At 63.4% G+C, this 19631-nt stretch carries 11 protein-coding genes; 7 read left to right on the top strand and 4 right to left on the bottom strand.

Translation table 11 applies throughout. The annotated features are described in order from the left end of the window. Nucleotide 1 precedes the first annotated feature (1 nt). Complete coding sequence (gene acnA / locus ENJ19_09215; protein ID HHM05909.1) at nucleotides 2-2797, top strand: aconitate hydratase AcnA; 2796 nt, start codon at nucleotides 2-4, stop codon at nucleotides 2795-2797. A 56-nt stretch (nucleotides 2798-2853) separates the two neighbouring features. On the opposite strand, the gene ENJ19_09210 is transcribed toward acnA, so the two are convergent. Together ENJ19_09210 and ENJ19_09205 are read right to left on the bottom strand one after the other, a co-directional pair. Continuing rightward, complete coding sequence (locus ENJ19_09210) at nucleotides 2854-5568, bottom strand: tetratricopeptide repeat protein (protein HHM05908.1); 2715 nt, start codon at nucleotides 5566-5568, stop codon at nucleotides 2854-2856. Between the two features lie 104 nt (nucleotides 5569-5672). Further along, complete coding sequence (locus tag ENJ19_09205) at nucleotides 5673-6437, bottom strand: hypothetical protein (protein ID HHM05907.1); 765 nt, start codon at nucleotides 6435-6437, stop codon at nucleotides 5673-5675. A gap of 591 nt (nucleotides 6438-7028) precedes the next feature. On the opposite strand from ENJ19_09205, the gene ENJ19_09200 reads away from it, so the two are divergent. Both ENJ19_09200 and ENJ19_09195 read left to right on the top strand, forming a co-directional pair. After that, nucleotides 7029-8036, top strand: a complete 1008-nt coding sequence (locus ENJ19_09200; GenBank protein HHM05906.1) for a hypothetical protein — start codon at nucleotides 7029-7031, stop codon at nucleotides 8034-8036. A gap of 138 nt (nucleotides 8037-8174) precedes the next feature. Then, complete coding sequence (locus ENJ19_09195; protein ID HHM05905.1) at nucleotides 8175-8969, top strand: DUF4124 domain-containing protein; 795 nt, start codon at nucleotides 8175-8177, stop codon at nucleotides 8967-8969. Here ENJ19_09195 and clpB read toward each other — a convergent pair. Beyond that, nucleotides 8732-11308, bottom strand: a complete 2577-nt coding sequence (gene clpB, locus ENJ19_09190; GenBank protein HHM05904.1) for an ATP-dependent chaperone ClpB — start codon at nucleotides 11306-11308, stop codon at nucleotides 8732-8734. The genes ENJ19_09195 and clpB overlap by 238 nt on opposite strands. 252 nt (nucleotides 11309-11560) lie before the next feature. On the opposite strand from clpB, the gene modC reads away from it, so the two are divergent. From modC to ENJ19_09175, 3 genes are all read left to right on the top strand, one after another. After that, nucleotides 11561-12652: a molybdenum ABC transporter ATP-binding protein gene (modC, locus tag ENJ19_09185; GenBank protein ID HHM05903.1), complete on the top strand. Its 1092-nt coding sequence runs from the start codon at nucleotides 11561-11563 to the stop codon at nucleotides 12650-12652. Between the two features lie 157 nt (nucleotides 12653-12809). Further along, nucleotides 12810-13133 (top strand): ferredoxin family protein, encoded by a 324-nt coding sequence (locus ENJ19_09180; protein ID HHM05902.1) that lies wholly within the window; start codon nucleotides 12810-12812, stop codon nucleotides 13131-13133. Further along, nucleotides 13123-15999: a PD-(D/E)XK nuclease family protein gene (locus ENJ19_09175; GenBank protein ID HHM05901.1), complete on the top strand. Its 2877-nt coding sequence runs from the start codon at nucleotides 13123-13125 to the stop codon at nucleotides 15997-15999. Before ENJ19_09180 ends, ENJ19_09175 begins: the two co-directional genes overlap by 11 nt. A 54-nt stretch (nucleotides 16000-16053) precedes the next feature. Here the strand turns inward: ENJ19_09175 and ENJ19_09170 are convergent, their stop codons facing one another. Next, nucleotides 16054-19494 (bottom strand): EAL domain-containing protein, encoded by a 3441-nt coding sequence (locus tag ENJ19_09170; GenBank protein ID HHM05900.1) that lies wholly within the window; start codon nucleotides 19492-19494, stop codon nucleotides 16054-16056. Between ENJ19_09170 and ENJ19_09165 the strand changes: the two genes are divergently transcribed. Next, nucleotides 19450-19631, top strand: a 182-nt coding sequence (locus ENJ19_09165; GenBank protein ID HHM05899.1) for a hypothetical protein, incomplete at its 3' end; no start/stop codon positions are given. The two genes, ENJ19_09170 and ENJ19_09165, sit on opposite strands and share 45 nt — an antisense overlap.

Genomic DNA, 19631 nt, shown 5'->3' with positions numbered 1-19631 from the left:
TATGGCGAACACCCGAAACAACAGCTTTCAAACCCTGAGCACGCTTTCTGTTGGCGGCAAAAGCTATCGTTACCACGCCCTGCGGAATCTGGCCAAGGCGGGGTTTGACCTGCCGCGTCTGCCCTATTCCATCCGCGTGTTGCTGGAAAACCTGCTGCGCCACGAAGACGGCACAACGGTACGCCAAGAGGATATCGCGGCGGTGGCCCGGTGGGACGCGCAAGCGGTGCCGGACAAAGAAATCTTTTTCATGCCCGCCCGGGTGTTGCTGCAGGACTTCACAGGCGTGCCGGCGGTGGCGGATCTGGCCGCCATGCGCAGCGCCATCGAGCAGATTGGCGGCAACGCCTCGCAGATCAACCCGTTCACCCCAGCGGACCTGGTTATTGACCATTCCGTGCAAGTGGACAATTACGGCAGCGAAATGGCCTATCAGGCCAACGTGGCGCGAGAGTTTGTACGCAACCGCGAGCGCTATGAATTCCTGCGCTGGGGCCAGAACGCGCTGGCCAATTTCCGGGTGGTGCCGCCGGGCCGCGGCATCGTTCACCAAATCAACCTGGAATACCTGGCCCCCCTGGCCATGACCGCGGAGCGTGGCGGGGAAGACTGGGTGTACCCCGACACGGTCATCGGCACGGACTCCCACACCACCATGATCAACGGTCTGGGTGTGCTGGGCTGGGGCGTGGGCGGCATCGAGGCGGAGGCGGCCCTGCTGGGCCAGCCCAGCTCCATGTTGCTGCCCCAGGTGGTGGGCATGAAACTCACGGGCAAGGCCCCAGCCGGGGTGACCGCCACCGACATCGTGCTCACCATCACCGAGCGCCTGCGCCAGCACGGCGTGGTGGGCAAATTCGTGGAATTCTTCGGCCCCGGCCTGGACAATCTGGCCCTGGCCGACCGCGCCACCATCGCCAACATGGCCCCCGAATACGGCGCCACCTGCGGCATTTTCCCGGTGGACAGCAAAACCATTGACTACCTCAAGCTCACCGGCCGGGGCGAGCGCGCCGAGCTGGTGGAAGCCTATTTCCGCGCCCAGGGTTTGTGGCGCGAACCGGGCGCGCCGGAGGCCGCATACAGCGCGGTGGTGGAGCTGGACCTGGGCACTGTGGAAACCAGCCTTGCCGGTCCCTCGCGCCCGCAGGACCGGGTGCCACTGGCGGATGTGCGCCACTCTTTCCGGCGAGCGCTGGTGGAGCATTTTCCCAACGAGACGGCGGGCATGGACAAAGTGGCCGTCACCCGCTGGCTGGAAGAAGGCGGCCAGCCCATGCTGGTGGCGCCGGAATTCGCCGAACAGCACCCTGACACGGACATGGAAGTGTTCGGCAAATGCGTGCCCGTACGGCAGAACAACGGCCTGGCCTACAACCTGTGCCACGGCTCGGTGGTCATCGCCGCCATCACCAGCTGCACCAACACCTCCAACCCCGCCGTGCTCATCGCCGCCGGCCTGCTGGCCCGCAATGCGGTGCACCGCGGCCTGCACGTGAAACCCTGGGTGAAAACCAGCTTCGCGCCGGGTTCAAAGGTGGTGACCCGCTACATGTGGGAAAGCGGGGTGATGCCCTACATGGAAGCCCTGGGCTTCCACCTGGTGGGCTACGGCTGCACCACCTGCATCGGCAATTCCGGCCCCCTGCCACCCCATATCGGCGAGGCCATCACGGACGGCGACCTGGCCACCGCGGCGGTGCTGTCGGGCAACCGCAACTTCGAGGGCCGGGTGAACCCGCTGGTGCGGGCCAATTACCTGGCCTCGCCGCCGCTGGTGGTGGCCTATGCCCTGGCGGGGAATCTGAACGTGGATCTCACCCGCGACCCCCTGGGCGCTGATCCCAATGGCGAGTATGTGTATCTGAAGGACATCTGGCCGGAGGACGAGGAACTGCATGCCTTGATCACTGAACACGTCACCGCCCGACAATTCGGGCAGGACTACGCCGACGTGTTCACCGGCGAACAGGCCTGGCAGCAACTCCCCGCCCCCACCGGCGACCTCTACCCATGGCAGGCCGATTCCACCTACATCAAGGAACCGCCCTTCTTCGCCGGCATGAAAACCGAGCCCGAACCGCCCACCGACATCCTCGGCGCGCGGGTGCTGGCCCTGTTGGGGGACTCGGTCACCACCGATCACATCTCCCCCGCCGGCAGCATCGCCGCGGACAGCCCCGCCGGACGTTATTTGGTCGCGCAGGGCGTGCCGATAAGCGAGTTCAACTCCTACGGGGCCCGCCGCGGCAATCACGAAGTGATGATGCGCGGCACCTTCGCCAACATCCGTATCCGCAACAAACTGGTGCCGGGCGTGGAAGGCGGTTACACCCGCCATTTGCCCAGTGGCGAACAAATGAGCATTTACGACGCGGCGGTGAAATATCAAGCGGAAAACGTCCCCACCATCGTGCTGGCAGGCAAGGAATACGGCACCGGTTCCTCCCGTGACTGGGCCGCCAAAGGCCCGCGCCTGCTGGGGGTGCGCGCCGTGATCGTGGAAAGCTTCGAACGCATCCACCGCTCCAATCTGGTGGGCATGGGGATTTTGCCGCTGCAATTCCTGGCCGGCGAAAGTGTTGCCAGCTTGGGGCTGAGCGGGGAAGAAACCTTTGACATCACAGGCCTGGACCGTCTCTCGCCCGGTCAGCAACTTGCCGTCACCGCCCATGCCCCCGACGGCACGAGCAAAACCTTCACGGTGCAATCACGGATCGACACGGCCAACGAGGTGGAATACTTCCGCCACGGCGGCATCCTCCCCTACGTGCTGCGGCAGACGGCGGCGGGCTGAGCGTATCCGCGTGGCGGCCGGCCCCAGGGGCGGCGCGCCACCCGGCCGGGAGCCGCTCAGAAGGTAAACGCCAACCCCATGTTCAGGGTCTTGCTTTCATAGTCCCCAAGGCTGTTGCTCTGGATTACGACATCCAGCCCTTGCAGCGCCACACCCACGGGCAGATTGGACTCGTTCAAGGTCCAGGCAAAATTGGTGAAAAACCGCACCCCGGGCTGCAGTCGGTAATTCAAACTGGCGGACAGGGCGTGGCGCTGGTTCTTGCGTCTGACTTTAAAGCCCGAGAAGGAATCTTCGTTCAGATAATTCGTCAAGGTATAGCCGTAGCTCAGCCGGCCCGACCATTTGGTTGACAGCGCCTGATCGACCGACAGGCTCAAGGCGTGGGAACGGTAGGCGTAGTCGTCCCCGGCCGTTTTGGTGTTTTGATTCTGGGTCAGCGTATACGCCAGCGTCCATGAGCGCCGGCGGACATAGCGCATGTTAAGCGAGGCCCGGATGCTGTAATTGTCTGCGCTCAGCGCATCGTTACCGAAAGACGTGTAGCCACGGTAACCCAGGCGCGCCCGCAAGTTCCACGACGGCTCGTAGTCACTGCCCTGTCTGGGGTCGGGGGCAAACCAGGACGGGACCGTCAGACGACGGCGCATTACCGCCGCCAGGGAGTGGCTCTCGCTCACCTCGTCTTCCGTCAAAAAACTGTATTGTTTGGAAAAGTTATAACTGAAATCCCACCCCTTTTCCGGCCTGCCGATGGTGTAAGTGGGCCCCGCCGATAAATTCAAAAAATCAAAACCGTTGATGATAAACCCGGTGTAGGCGGGGTTCAGGTTGAAACTGAAGCGCGACTTTTCGAAACGCTTGCGGTAGGTCGCGTTGTAAGACACCGTGGTGCGGTAATCAAAGCTCTCATCATCACGGGTCAGGTTCACATTGTCATCCAGCATGAGAGATTGCGTGAGACTGTAACTGAAGCCATTGATTCTCTTTCTCAGCGCCGCCCTGCGCCGGTCGGCCTCAACCACCAGACTGGGAATGCGGGAGCGGATAATGATGTTGTATTCGGCCATCGCCTCCTCCTCCATCCACAGCTGCTCGTAGATGCGGGCCAGGTTGAAACGCGCCCCCATATGCCCGGGCTGCAGACGGATCACTGCTTTGTATTCTTCCGCGGCCTTCTCGGGGCGGCCGCTGCGCTCGAACACCAACGCGGAGTAGAAATGCGTCAGTTCGTCGTTGGGATTGAGTTTGCTGATTTCGCGAAATATATTCTCCGCGATCACAAACTTGCCGGTTTCATAGCTTTGCTTTGCCACCACAAATGCAATCTTGTGCGCGACTTTCGTCACGTCCAATATGCCGCGCCCGTAGGCCATGGCCTGGCCATAGGCCTCCAGGGCTTCGTCGTACATGCCGAGTTCTTCGTACACCTTGCCCAGCGAGAAGTTAACCGGGGCGTTGAGCGGCGACACCTCGCGAGCCCGCTCGAAAATATCCCTGGCGTCCTGGAAGCGCTTGGTGTTGAAGTAAACCAGGCCCAGGCTCTGCAAGGCAGGCAGATACGTCGGCGTGTATTCCAGGGCCCGCTTGTATGCCTCCACCGCAAGCTCACCCTGGCCGCTGCGCGCATAGGCCGTGCCCCGCTGAAAGAAGATATCCGTAAGCAGACGGCGGGCCTGCCGGGTGGCCGTATCCTTGTCGCCACCGATGCGCAGCACCGTTTCCAACTCCTCAATGGCGTCATCCGGGCGCTCGGTGTCCACCAGCAGAGAAGCCAGATTGGCGTGCAGCAGGGCATTGTCCGGATCGACGTCCAGGGCCTGGCGAAAATACAGCTCCGCCAGGCGCACATCCCCCAGCTCGCGGTAGATCACTCCCAGATTCCCAAGGACAGAGACGTCTCGCGGCGAGACCACGGCGACCGCTTCCAACAACCGGACCGCATTGCGCAAATCGCCCGAGCCCTTCAGGGCACCCGCCACGGCTATACTCAAACGAATCGCCGCCTCACCCAGGGAACCCGCCGGCAACTCATCCAAAAGTTCCACCAAGTGGTCTTTCGCAACCACGTTCTCCCCCTCGCGGTGGGCAAGTTCCGCCAAGCGCAGATGGGCGACACTGTTGTCGGGGGACAAGCGGGAAACCCTCAGGAACGCCCGCCTGGCATCGTCGTAGCGTTTTCGCACAAGATAAGCCTCCCCCAACCTTATCCAAAGTTGCAGATCCTGCGGCTGGGCAGCCAGGGCCGACTCCAGTTGCTGCACCGGGTCAGCCACCTGCGGACGCCCCCGGCGCTCGACCGCGCGCAAACGGGCCAGGCGCCGGCGCGCTTTTTCCTTGACATCAGGATCCTTGGAAATCTCCACAATGGACAAATACTCCTGCCGCGCCTTGGCCAGCTCACCGCCCCGCTCATACAAGGACGCCAGCGACATGCGCGCGCCCATGTTGTTGGGCGCCAGGGCCACCGCCTGCTGAATGTGGGAAACCCCTTCCTGATAACGGTTCAGGCGCACGTACACCACTCCCAGGCGAAAATGGGCTTCCGGGTGCCTGGGGTTCAAACGCACGGCCTCTTTGAACAACTGAAACGCCTCTTCCAGGTGTCCTGCCGCGCTGGCGGCGCGACCTTGCTGAATCAGGCTCTGAATCTGGCTGGTGTTCTGTGCGCCGCTGGCCACACCGGCGCTGAAGCAACACCATGCCAAGACCAGCGCCGCCCACAACGCGCTTGCACAAGGCCATCGAAATGAAGAGCGGCAGTCGTACATGGGTTCCGGGAATAACGAGGGTTAACGCCGGAGATGCCCGGCCGGCACCAGCTCGAGCAGCCACCATGGCCGACTGAACAAGGCTGCTTCGTAACCAAGGCGCATCAGTAATACACCGAAAACTGCAAAAAGGCTTTCCAGCCCTGCAGGGAAAGCGGCATGGGACCGGCCAGGTCACCGTTGGGACGCCGGTAACCCACCCTGCCGTCCCGTGTGGGGGGGGCGGCGGAAAAAAACTGCCGCAAGCCGTCGGAATCGCGAAAATCATGCGTCACCTGCCGGTCACGCAGGTAAAACTTTCGCACGCCCAAGGCATAGCTGCCGTTGATGCCGATGGAAAAACGGTCCAGCGGCTGCCACTCCATCCCCAGACCGAACTGCGTCATCAGCACCGAGGAGGCGTGGGCGTCAACGATGAAAGTCCGGCTGAACCCCTGCGCATCGCCGGTGAGAAAGCGCAGGACGTGGCGTTCTTGGTAATCGATATCAAAAACGTTGTGCAAACCCAGGCGCACATAGAACCGGCTCCGCTCGCGCCAGTGCCAGATCGTGCGTTCGGCGCCCACAAACATCTCGTTGTAAGACAATTTGGCGGACCGCTCGTCGATCACACTGGAATCTATCCGCTGAAACGGCATGACGCCCACCGCTTGCGCGGCGCTGGCCGCCTCCCAGGTCGCCAGGCCAAAGTACCAGGCCCACTCTTCCAGCACCTGCCAGCGCCACTCTATGCCGGCATAAGTGGAAGTCCCCAATGGCGGCAGGGGATTGTCCAGCACGAACTCCTTGCCCGTCGCCCCGCCCGCCTCGTTGAAATCCGCCTCGCCGGTCAACGGCGTCTGGAACACCACATCGTTTAACAACGTCAACGCGGGCTGATGGGCACCCAGCAGCGGCGAGACACTCCAGGAAAACTCCTCCTGGCTCCAGGCCGGCGCGAGGCGGAGGAAAAAAAGAAAAGCAAGACAAACGGTTAAACAGAGGCGGCGCATTTGGAAAGGTACCAGACAGGAATGGCTTTTGACGCTTTTTGTTAATGTTCGGTTGACCCGCCTGCAAGATTAGCGGCCTCGCGCGCTGCCCACGTCCCCATCCACAGCGGCAGCTCAAATCCGGCAGAGCCGCCCCCACCGTGCGGCCAGGCCCTATTTTGTTATACTGTTTAACATTAATCGAGAGAAAAATTGAACACGGCTGCGAAACAGCCCGCAAGACGGCTTCACATCGTGGCTTTTACGCCCGGGAGTGTCAAGCATCTCGACACCCGGACATTCTATTTTTCTTAGTTTTATCATAAGGTTCCAGCCACCTGCCGCAAACACGGAAACTTGACACCCAGCGCCAATTGCGGTTTACTAAGCACCGGCCGTGCTCAAGCGAAAGGGACTTCCTTTTAAGGCGAGAGCACATCACCTTGGTCAGCGTTTAACAACAAGCACACAAACAGGGGGTTTAGTAGTATGAAAAAGCGCATGATACTCCTCAGCGCCTCGCTACTCCCAAGTCTCGCTGTGGCCCTGCCGCAGTTTGACGAGTGGAGTGTCTCCGGCGGCACCGTCGACCCTTGCTCTACATCCACGGCGGATTCCTGCCAGGTTCTGGTAGAGGGCAACGGTTTCGTCCAGGCTCAGATCAGCGAGGGTGGAAAAACCTATATCAAAAGCATCGTGACGGATGTGGACGCCAGCGCCACCGATCCAACGACTCTGGCTTTCCGTGACGAAAACTTCATCCGTATCCAGTTCCAGCCGCAAATCAGCACCGCTCCCGGCATGGGCGGCTCCGATCCCGGCTTCCTGGGCCGTCAGGTGATCAACGATGACGGTGTGACCAGCGGTCTCACCAGGTTCACTTCCGATACCACCATCAAGAACGGCTGGGCCAAGGGCACCGGTGACGCCAACGTCGATATTGCCATGACCATCACCGCCATCGACGCCCCTGGCGGCACAGCCACCGGGATGTTCGACAGCGCCTTTAACTTCAAGGGCAACAATGCCGCCGACGGCTCCCAGACGGGTTCCCTGGTGGACATCGACCAGGGCGTGTCCCTGGCCACACCGGGCATTGCCATGTCCGCCACCGACCGGCAGGGCTTCGCCTTCCGTTCCCGCACCGGTGATCTCTTGACCAGCAGCGGCGTGTGGGGCGACACCAACGAGGACGGCACTGCGGACGATCCCTTCACCGGCGTCGGCGGTCTGACCTCCGTGCCCTGGGGCCCCTCGGCGGGTACCGGGGAAGTGGTGGCCTTCTGGATCGGCCAGGAAGTCACCACCAGCGGGTTCGGCTCGGGTGTCAGCGACTTTGCCCACCTCCAGGTGGACAACGACGGCACCGCCAACCAGACCTTTGCCTACAGCCAGGGTGGTACCGGCCTGGGTGCACCGGTCACCGGTCTCGGCGGCTTCTCCGACTGGGCCTCGGCTCCGGAGTCCGTGGAGTTTGGAGCTCAACCCACTCTGTAAGAAGGCATCCTGCCTTTTCGTACGGGTGAAAGGGGCCTGCGGGCCCCTTTCTTTATGCCCTCTTTGCGCTTCAACCGAGTCAAGATTCAGGCGGATCGATCGATAGGCTCCACAAGATAAGCAAAAGGCCTGTCGGAAATGAAACGCTTTGGTGTGCTGCTGCTTCTTGTGACCGTGCTCGCCGCCACGGGCCCCTTTTTCATCAAAGACCGCAATGGCCAACCCCTCATGAGCATCCGGGATATTTCCATCCCAGCCCCCCGCCTGCCTGCCTTCAGCGACGTCACGCAAAGGGACCGTACCGGGGAGGCTGCCGCGCCGGCCTTGTACAAATGGCGGGACGAAAACGGCCAGTGGCACTATGGCCGCCACGCCCCCGCAGGCATCAGGGCCATCACCGTCGAGACCCCCCATCTCGGCAACGGCGATCCCGGCATCACCCGGCACTCCCCCGAGCACCGAACCCCAGGGGCGCACCTCCGCGCTTCCCGGCCTGGACCAGGCGGGCCGGCTCATGAGCGACAGCCGCCGGCTGAACCGGCAGGCCGCCAAACGCGAGCAGGCCCGGCGCGAACTTTTGGGCCTGCAATAAAAACGGCACCCGGCCAAGAGCCGTTGTGCCGTTACCACGATGCATCCGTCTGGCGAGTCTGGCCACGCGAGGCGCTCCCCGTCCGCCGGACCCGCAAGCCGGGCTACGCTTTTTTGAACACCAGTTCCCCGTCCTGCTCGCCCACCTGGATCACATCCCCCGGTCCGAAACGGCCGGCAAGGATTTCTTTCGCCAGCGGATTCTCCAACCGCTGCTGGATCGCCCGTTTCAGTGGACGGGCGCCATATACCGGATCGAAACCCGCCTCGCCCAGCTTGTCCAGGGCCGCTTCGCTCAAAACCAAATCCATATCACGTTCCTGCAGGCGCTTGCGCAAATAGCCGATTTGAATATCGGTAATGGCGCGAATCTGTTCCCGGCCCAGGGGATGGAAGACCACGGCCTCATCGATGCGGTTGATGAACTCGGGCCGGAAGTGCTGGCCGACAATGTCCATGACCGCCGCTTTCATGTGTTCGTAGTTCTCCTCTCCCGCCAGTTCCTGAATGAGCTGGGAACCCAGATTGGAGGTCATCACAATAACGGTGTTGCGAAAGTCCACGGTGCGTCCCTGACCGTCGGTGAGGCGGCCGTCGTCCAGCACCTGCAGCAAGATATTGAACACCTCCGGATGGGCTTTTTCCACCTCGTCCATCAGGATTACAGAGTAAGGCCGGCGCCGCACCGCCTCGGTAAGATAGCCGCCCTCCTCGTAGCCCACATAACCGGGAGGCGCGCCAATGAGGCGGGCGACGGAATGTTTTTCCATGAATTCTGACATGTCGACCCGCACCATGGCGTCTTCCGTGTCAAACATGAATTCCGCCAGGGCCTTGGTCAGTTCCGTCTTGCCCACCCCGGTGGGACCGAGGAACAAAAAGGAGCCGATGGGCCGCTTGGGATCGGACAGCCCGCTGCGGGCCCGGCGGATGGCATCGGACACGGACCGCACGGCCTCGTCCTGACCCACCACGCGGCGGCTCAAGGCCTCTTCCATGCGCAGCAGTTTCTCCCGCTCGCCCTCCAGCATTTTGGAGACCGGAATACCGGTCCATTTGGAAATCACTTCGGCGATTTCCTCCTCGGTCACCTTGTTGCGCAGCAGCCTGAACTCGCGGACCTCCGCCTCCCCCGCCTGGGCCAGTTGTTTTTCCAGCTCGGGAATGCGGCCGTATTGCAGCTCGGACATGCGCGCCAGATCACCGGCCCGGCGGGCCGTCTCCAGCTCGATCCGCGCCCGGTCCAGTTCCTCTTTGATGTGGGCCGCGCCCTGCAGGGCGGCTTTTTCCGCCTTCCATTCCTCCTCCAGGTCAGCGTAGCTTTTCTCCAGCTTGGCGATTTCTTCGTCCAGCGCCGCCAGGCGTTTTTTCGACGCCTCGTCGCTTTCTTTCTTGAGGGCTTCGCGCTCGATCTTGAGCTGGATCAAACGCCGCTCCTGCCGGTCCATTTCCTCCGGCTTGGAATCGATTTCCATGCGGATGCGGGCGGCAGCCTCGTCGATCAGGTCAATGGCCTTGTCCGGCAACTGCCGGTCGGTGATGTAGCGGTGCGACAAGGTGGCCGCCGCCACAATGGCCGGGTCGGTGATTTCCACCCCGTGGTGCACTTCGTATTTCTCTTTCAGCCCCCGCAAAATGGCGATGGTGTCCTCCACGCTGGGCTCATCCACCAGCACCTTCTGGAAACGCCGCTCCAGGGCCGCGTCTTTTTCAATGTACTGACGGTACTCGTCCAACGTGGTGGCGCCCACGCAGTGCAGCTCGCCGCGGGCCAGGGCCGGTTTGAGCATATTGCCGGCATCCATGGCACCCTCGGCCTTGCCGGCGCCCACCATGGTGTGAATCTCGTCGATAAACAGGATGATCTGCCCTTCCTGCTTTTTCAGATCGTTCAGCACTCCCTTCAAGCGCTCTTCGAATTCGCCGCGAAATTTGGCCCCGGCGATGAGGGCACCCATGTCCAGCGCCAGAATGCGTTTGCCGCGCAGCCCTTCCGGCACCTCGTCGTTGACGATGCGCTGGGCCAGCCCCTCAACGATGGCGGTCTTGCCCACGCCGGGCTCGCCGATGAGCACGGGATTGTTCTTGGTGCGCCGCTGCAAGACCTGCACCGTGCGGCGGATTTCGTCGTCACGGCCGATGACCGGGTCCAGCTTGCCCTGTTCGGCCCGTTCGGTAAGGTCAATGGTGAATTTTTCCAGCGCCTGGCGTTGCTCCTCGGCGTTGGGGTCGGCCACCGTCTCACCGCCGCGCAGCTTGTCGATGGCCTGTTCCAGCGCGCCCTTGCTGGCCCCCGCCTGGCGCAGCAACTCGCCCACCGTGCCCCGGTCCTCCAGGGCTGCGAGCACAAACAACTCGCTGGAAATGTACTCATCCTTGCGCTGCTGGGCCAGCTTGTCGGTGATGTTCAACAGCCGGCCGAGATCGTTGGAGACGTGCACCTCCCCCGCCGCCCCCTGCACACTGGGCAGGCGGTCCAGCGCCTCGCCCAATTGTGAGCGCAGCCGGTTCACGTTCACGTCCGACTGGGCCAGCAAATGACGCACGGTGCCGCCTTCCTGGTCCAACAGCGCGGTGAGCAAATGCACCGGTTCGATGAACTGATGATCCCGCCCCACCGCCAGGCTTTGTGCCTCGGCCAGGGCCATTTGAAATTTAGTGGTAAGTTTGTCCATGCGCATCGTGCGGGCCTCTCCAAAAAACTGATTACCTAACAAGATAGGGCTGGTGCGCCGCGTTTCAAGCGCGGACCGGGCTGCCTTGCAGCCGGCAACACCCAGACCGTCAGAAATGCCCTCCCGCGATGACGCTTACCGGCTTGCGATACGGGGCATCCGGACGACCGAAGCCGCCGTTCCCGGATGCCACCGGCGGGTGGGGTGGGGTGAGGGAAAAGGTATACTCAATCTGAAACGCAGCCTCTCACCGCTATCATGAGCAGCCCTTCCCCCCGACTCCGTATCCGTTTTCAGCTGCAGCGGGACCGGTTCCATCTGAAGCTGGACTGGACCGCTCCCGCCGCGGGCGTCATCGCCCTGGCCGGGCCCTCGGGCGCGGGGAAAAGCACACTGCTGCGCTGCCTGGCCGGTTTGGACCGGGCGCCCGGCGGCCTCGCCCGCCTGGGTGCGCAAGTGTGGCAGGATGATGCCCGGAACCGCTTCGTCCCCCCCCATCGCCGGGACATCGCCCTGGTGTTTCAGGATGCGTGCCTGTTTCCCCACTTGAGCGTACAGGCCAATCTGCAATACGGCTGGCGGCGCACGCCGGTGACCCAACGGCGACTGGGTTTCGACGAAGTGGTCAACTGGCTGGACCTGTCTTCCCTGCTGGCGCGCCGCCCCGATGCCCTCTCCGGCGGCGAGCGCCAGCGGGTGGCCCTGGGCCGGGCCCTGCTCACCTCCCCCCGTTTGCTGCTCTTGGACGAACCCCTCGCCGCTCTGGACCCGCGCAGCAAGCAGGACATCCTGCCCTATCTGGAACGGCTGCGGAGCTTGTTGCCCGGCCCTGTCATCTACGTGAGTCACTCGCTGGAAGAACTCACCCGCCTGGCGGACCATCTGGTATGGCTGGAAAACGGCCGCATCAAAGCCGAAGGCCCGCTTCCGGCGCTGCTGGCCCGGCTGGATCTCTCCTTCGCCCGGGAGGAAGAGGCCGGTGCCATACTGCAGGCCACCGTGGCGGAACACGACCCGCACTACGCCCTCACACGCCTCGATCTGGGCCACGGCACCCTTTGGGTCAATTTGCAACAGCACAAAGCCGGGGAACGCATCCGGATCAAAATTCACGCCCGCGATGTCAGCCTGTCCCGCCAGCCCCCCCATGGCACCAGCATCCTCAATGCCCTGGAAGGCCGCATCACAGACACTGCCCCCGCCGCCCGGGCCGGCCAGCTCCTGGTCAAGCTGGCGGTGGGGGAGCAAGCCCTGCTGGCCCGGCTGACGCGCAAATCCTGGGACGAACTGGCCTTGCAACCCGGCGCCAAGGTGCACGCCCTGATCAAAAGTGTCGCCCTGATGCCCTGACCCCCCAGGCTGCGCCGCCCGGCTGTGATCCCGCACAGCCGGACCGGAAAAACCCGTCACGCCCCTCGCCACAACAGGCATTTGCGATTAACATAGCAAGCCGCCGGGGCAGGGGCTCCCCACCCAACCGGGTTTGGCAACGTATCTGGAGAAACTGATGACTTTTGTGGTTGGCGAAAACTGCATCAAATGCAAATACACCGATTGCGTGGAAGTGTGTCCCGTGGACTGCTTTCACGAAGGTCCGAACTTTTTGGTGATTGATCCCGAAGAATGCATCGATTGCACCCTGTGTGAGCCGGAGTGTCCCGCCGAGGCCATTTTCGCGGAAGACGACGTGCCCGAAGACCAGGAAGAATTCACCGCCCTCAATGCGGAGCTGGCCAAAGCGTGGCCGGTGATCACAGAAAAAAAAGACGCGCCGCCAGACGCCGACGACTGGAACGGGGTCAAGGACAAACTGCAATACCTTGAGCGCTGAGGATCCCCTCGCCTGCATCCCCACCGCGCAACAAATCCCGGTCCCCCGGGACCGGGATCCCCTGCGCATCCTCGCCCGGCGGCTGTGCCACGACCAGGCCGCCTCATTGCCCGATCTCAGTCACTGTGTGGTGTTGCTGGACCCCCCGGGCGCCGCCCAGGCCCTTCGGACGCGACTGTTGGATGACGCCCGCAACCATGGTTGCCCTGCCCTGCTGGGACCACGGATCACCCGTTTGCGGGACTGGGCGGCGGGCTGGCCCCATGACGGTCCTGCCCCCCTTTCCCCTCACGGCCAGGAACTGACACTGGTCGAGGCCCTGCAGTCCCACCGCGGTCTTTTCACGGATGCCGACCCCTGGACCCTGAGCAGCCATCTGCTCACCTTGTTCGACGAACTCACCCTGCAACGGATCACGCTGCCGGCGGCCCTGCCTGATTTCATGGCCCGGCTGGAACGGGCCTACCGCAGCGCCGTCCCCCTCAGCGGCCTGAGCCGGGAGGCCGAGGTGGTCCATCGCCTGTGGCGCGCCTGGCACCGCCAACTGGCCGAACACAAGGCGACAGACCGGCAGGCGGCTTATCTTGCCCAACTGGAAGCCAGTCTGTCCGCCCTGCCGGCCACCACCCAGATCTATCTGTGCGGCTTTGACACGCTCAGCGCAGCGGAGCAGGCCTGGGCCAGCGCCCTGGCGGCACGGGGCCAGCTCAGCGTACTGATCAGCCCGACCCCAGGGGGGGAGCCCCCCCGCTGTGCCTACAGTCGCTTTCTCGACGCCGTCTTCCCCACCCGGCGCGAACCCCATTTCGCCGCCCGGGCGACGGCCTGGGCCCAAGGCTGCCCCCACAGCCCCGCCAACGGCCGGCTGCTGGTCTACCGCGCCCCCGACACCGAACGCGAAGCCCGCGCCATCGACCTCCAGGTGCGCCGTTGCCTGCTGGACGGCAAACAGCACATCGCCATCGTCACCGAAGACCGGCGCCTGGCCCGCCGGGTGCGCGCCCTGCTGGAACGGAGCGGCGTTCCCCTGTTCGACGCCGCCGGCTGGGCGCTGTCCACCAGCCGCGCCGCCGCCACCCTGGAGCGCTGGCTGGAGACAGTGGAAGAAGACTTCGCCTACGCGCCCCTCACCGACGTGCTGAAATCCCCCTTCGTCCTGCCCCACTGGAGCCGGGACAAGCGGCTGGGCGCAGTCTACCGGTTCGAACAAGACCTGGTGCATCACGAAAATGTGGGTCGGGGCCTGGCCCGTTACCGCGAACACCTGCGTTACCGTGCCCGGCGACTGCGCGGCGCCCGCGGCGAAGCGGTAAAACAACTGCTGAGCGAACTCGAACACGCCGCCGCCCCCCTCACAAGCCTCCTCGACCGCAGCCAACGCCATCCTCCGGCCCACCTGCTGGCCGCCCTGGACACCAGCCTGGAACGGCTGGGCATGCGAAGCTGCTTTGCCGCCGACACCGCCGGCCAGCGCATTCTGGAAGAACTGGCGGCCCTCAAGTGCGCCTCCCGGCACCAAAGCCTGACACTGAACTGGCAGGAATTCCGCACCTGGCTGGGCCGCACACTGGAGCGCTACAATTTCCGCCCGCCCGTCTCCACCGCACCGGTGCGACTGCTCAATCTCGGACAAAGCGCCCTGCTGCACTGCGAAGCCTTGATCATCGCCGCTGCCACCACCCAACACCTCCCCCCCCGTCCACCGGCCGCACCGTTTTTCAACGACCGCGTGCGCCGGGAACTGGGACTGCCGGACAGCCGTTCCCACCACCAGCGCGCCTTCCGCCGCTTTACGCGCCTGTTGCACGCCACACCTTCGGTGCTCATCACCTGCCGCGCCACGGACGGCCAGCAAACCCAGACCGCCAGCCCCTGGCTGGACGCCCTCGACCATTTCCACCGCCTGGCCTATGGCACCCCCCTTTCCGATGGGGGGCTGGGCCAGTGGGTCAACCGCCCCGAAGCCGAAGTGGTGCACCGCGACAGCGCCGCCTTACCCACGCCCCGGACGCGCCCGGCCCCCACGGCCAAGCGGATACCGCAACAGCTATCCGCCCGCGCCTGCCAACAACTGCTGGACTGCCCCTACCAGTTTTTCGCCGCCCACTGCCTGGAGCTGGCCCCGCCCGACACCATCCGCGAAGCGCTGGAAAAATCGGACTACGGCGAACGGGTGCACCGTGCCCTGCAGGCCTTTCACCAAGCGGTGCCGGGGCTGCCCGGACCCTTTCCCGCTGCCACCGTCACCACCGCCCGGCGGGAAGCTGCCATTGTTCTGCTCCAGGACATTTCCGAGGCCGTGTTCGCCGAAGACATGGAAGACAATTTTCAACACCGCGCCTGGCACCAGCGCTGGCGGAAGCGCATCCCCGCCTTCGTGGACTGGCTCATCAGGCGCGGCCGGACCTGGCGCGTCGAGGCCGTGGAACGAAACAGCGAAATCCAACTGGCGTCCGCCGTCAGCCTGCGGGGACGGCTGGACCGCATCGACCGATCGAAGCAAGGCCTGGGAATCGTGGATTACAAAACCGGCACGCCCCCCACCCTGGACGCCGTCACCCGCGGCGAAGCCGTGCAACTGCCCATCTACGCGCTGCTGGCGGGCGAATCCGCCTGCCGGGTGGAGTACCTGGCGCTGGACAAGGAACCTCCCCGCCCCCACGCCCCGGTGGAAGGCGAGGCCCTCACCGAACTGACAACGGCCACCCGCCAGCGCCTGGTGGAACTCGTTACCGCCATAAAAAACGGCGCCGCCCTGCCGGCCTGGGGCGACAGCGCCACCTGCCGGCATTGCCCCATGGCGGGCCTGTGCCGACGGCAAGAGTGGGGCGAACAAGCAACAGCGCCTCGCCAGGAGCCTGAATAGGGAATAAGGGGTCTGACCCCTTTTTGGACCCCTTTTTGCTCTTTTTTCGGCTGTTCAATCCGAGCCTTGCACAGTGGCCTGGCGCGGCCGGCCTTTCCGCCTCTGGCTGTCGCGCAGAAGGCGGTAGATCTCCAGGGGTGGTCTGGGGGGGCTGTAGTAGTGCCCTTGAACGATGTCGCACCGGCGGGATTTGAGAAAGGCTTGTTGTGCCTCGGTTTCCACGCCTTCGGCGACCACCGCCATATTGAGACTGTGGCCCATGGTGATGATGGCGCTGGTGAGGGCGGCGTCTCCGGGGTCCTCGGTAAGATCGCGGATGAATGATTTGTCAATCTTGAGCGCGTCCACAGCGAAACGCTTAAGGTAGGCCAGGTTGGAATAGCCGGTGCCGAAATCGTCCACCGATACGGTGACACCCAAGGCCTTCAAGTCGTTAAGGAGCTGAATGGTCTGCGCTTCGTCCTGCATGAAGGCGCTTTCGGTAAGTTCCAGGTCAAGATATTCGGCCGCCAGGCCGGAGTGGTTCAAGGCCAGTTTCACACTGCTGACCAAGCCTTTGTTGATGAACTGGCGACTGGAGATGTTGACGGCCATACGCACTCCGCTGATGCCACAAGCCTGCCATTCTTTCATCTGGGCGCAGGCGGCTTTGACCATCCATTCACCAAATTCCACGATCAGACCCGTATCTTCCGCCAGGGGGATAAATTTTTCCGGCAGCAACAAGCCGAACTCGGGATGCTGCCAACGCACCAGGGCTTCCACGGCCAGCACGCGGCCGCTTTGGAGGTGAAGCTGGGGCTGGTAGTAGAGGATGAATTCTTCGCGGGTGATGGCCTGGCGCAGGCTGTTTTCCAGCACCAGGCGCTCGAAGGCGGCGGCGGTCATTTCTTCTGAGTAGAACTGGTAGTTGTTTTTGCCCTGTTCCTTGGCGTGGTACATGGCGGTGTCGGCGTTTTTCAGCAGGCCGTTGATATCCTGATCGTCGTAGGGATAGAGGGTGATGCCGATGCTGGCGGTGATAAAGAATTCCCGCTCGCTGATGTTGAAAGGTTGCGACAGGGCTTTAAGTATTTTCTGGGCCACTTTGGCGGCGTCCTGCACTTTTTCGACTTCGGTGAGCACCACGGTGAACTCGTCGCCCCCCAGGCGCGCCAGGGTGTCGCCTTCGCGGATGCAATGGACGATGCGTTCGGCCACGCCCTTGAGCAGTTTGTCGCCGGTTTCGTGACCCATGGTGTCATTGATGGCTTTGAAGCGGTCCAGGTCCATGAACATCACCGCCACGATGCGGTCATGGCGCGCAGCTTCCAGCAGCGCCTGATTCAGCCGGTCATGAAACAGCACGCGGTTGGGCAAACCGGTAAGGGCGTCGTAAAAGGCCAGGTAGTTCAAGCGCTCCTCAGCACGCTTGCGGGCAGTGATGTCCTGCACGGTGCCGACGATGCGCTGCGGCCTGCCTTCGGCGTCGAAGCTGACTTCCCCTTGTTCGTGCACCAGACGCTGGGAACCGTCGGGAAGGCGGATGCGGTGCTCCACGCTGTAGGGCTCGACGCCATGCAGGGCCTTGTTGATGGCGCTGACCACAAACTCGCGGTCATCGGGGTGCACGGCGGCCAGGAAGCCCTCGTGGGTGGGCGCGGTTGCGCCGGGTTTGAGGCCGAAAATCCGGTACACCTCGTCGGACCAGACCAGTTCCCCGCTGACCACATCCCAATCCCAGTTGCCCAGTTGGGCGATGCGTTGGGCCTGGGCCAGGCGGGCGTTGCTTTTGTGCAAGGCATCCTCCGCCGCCTTGCGGGCGGTGATATCGCTGAAAACCACCACGGCACCGGAGACCCGGCCGTCCTCGCGGATGGGATAGGCGGAATACTCCACCGGGAAGGGACGGCCGTCGGCACGCCAGAACACTTCATCGTCCACCCGGCAGCCCACGCCGTTTTGCAACACATGGCACATGGGACATTCCCGGGAGGGATACGGACTGCCGTCGGCGCGGGTGTGATGGGTGAGCTTGTGCACGTTGCGGCCCAGGATTTTCACCGGGGGATGACCGATCATGCGCGCTGCGGCGCGGTTGACGAAGGTGCAGCGACCCTGGTCATCGATGCCGTATATCCCTTCATCGGTGGCATCCAGCAGCAGGCGCACATGGTTGGACAGGCGCACCCGCTCCTGCTCGGTACGCTCCCGCGCCAGCTCGGCCCCGGCCCGGGCGGCGAAGATGCGCAGCAGCGGCTCGGCCAGCGACACGTCCTCCAGGGGCTCCACATCCAGCACGGCCAGGTGCCCCAGGGGGCGGCCGTCCTTGTCCTTGAGCGCCACGGCAAAATAGCTCTCGATGCCCTTGTCTTCCAAAAAGCTGTCTTGCGGAAACAGATGACGCACGCCGGCCGGGAAATGGGCAACACCTTTTTCGATCACCTTTTCGCAGGGCGCCCCGCGGGTGCTGTACACATAGCTCTCGGCGAATTCACCATCGGCCCAGAAGGCTTTGGTGCGCAGCCGGTCCGCCGCCACCAGTTCGGTCACGCAGGCGTAACGCACCCCCAGCACCCGCGCCAGCTGCTTGACGAGGTTGCGGAAAAACTCCTCGCCCACCACGGAAGCGGTGCTGTCCAAAATGGATTGCAAGGCGTACTCGGCCCGTTTCTGGCCGCTGATATCGGTGATGTAACCTTCCAGGGCCTGGACCTTGCCGTCGCCGCCGAACACCGCCCGGCCTTGCTCCCACACCCATTTTTCCAGGCCCTCGGCGGTGACGATGCGGTAGACCAGCTGGAAAGGCAGGCGGGCGCCCAGGGCCTGTTGCACCTCGTCCCAGACGCGCTGGCGGTCATCCGGGTGGATCAGTTCCGCATAGGACAAGGCCCCGCCGCTTACCAGATCAGCGGGGGCATGGCCCGTCAGCGCCGCGGCACCTTCACTGACGTAGTGCATGGTCCAGTCGGCATTGTTGGCGCAGCGATACACCATGCCGGGGAGATTGCTCAGCAAGGTGGCATGGCTGCGCTGGCTTTCCCGCAAGGCCGCTTCCGCGGCGCTGCGGGTGGCCACTTCCTTGCGCAGTTCATCGTTGACCCGGCTGAGTTCCGCCGTGCGCCGCGCCACCAGGCGGCGGATGCGGGCCGCGTGCGCCGCCAGCGCCAGGGCCACCACCAGGGGCAGCGCGAACCAGTACCAGTGTTGTCGCAATACCCCGGCCAGGGGCACGGGCGGATCCTGGGCATAGGGACCGATGTCGAGTTCGCTCATCAGTTCATGCACCGGCTGATAATCCATGGGCACCGTCCAGCCCCGGATGCGGGCAGCCAGGGCAGCGGGGCTGTCCCCGGGCATTTGCAGCAGGGCCACGGCCACCTGGCGGGCAAGATCATCGGGGGTGTGCTTTAGCTTGACAAAGGGCCATTCGGGATAGAGCCGGGTACTCAGCGGAAAGGGAAACGCGCCATGGCGGCGGGCGTTGACGATGGTGAAATCGGCGAGCTGGATCACGCCCTCTTCCAGCATCTCATTGAAAGCGTAGGAGCACATGGTCCCCAGAACAGAGCAAAAGCGATGCAGATACTCAGAGCAAGACTGAAAGACTATTACGACAGGCTTGAAAGGGAAAAAATAGAAAAAGAGAGAAG

The organism is Gammaproteobacteria bacterium (assembly GCA_011375345.1).
In the GTDB taxonomy this organism is placed as follows: domain Bacteria; phylum Pseudomonadota; class Gammaproteobacteria; order DRLM01; family DRLM01; genus DRLM01.
This window is presented reverse-complemented; position numbering and strand designations above follow the sequence as displayed.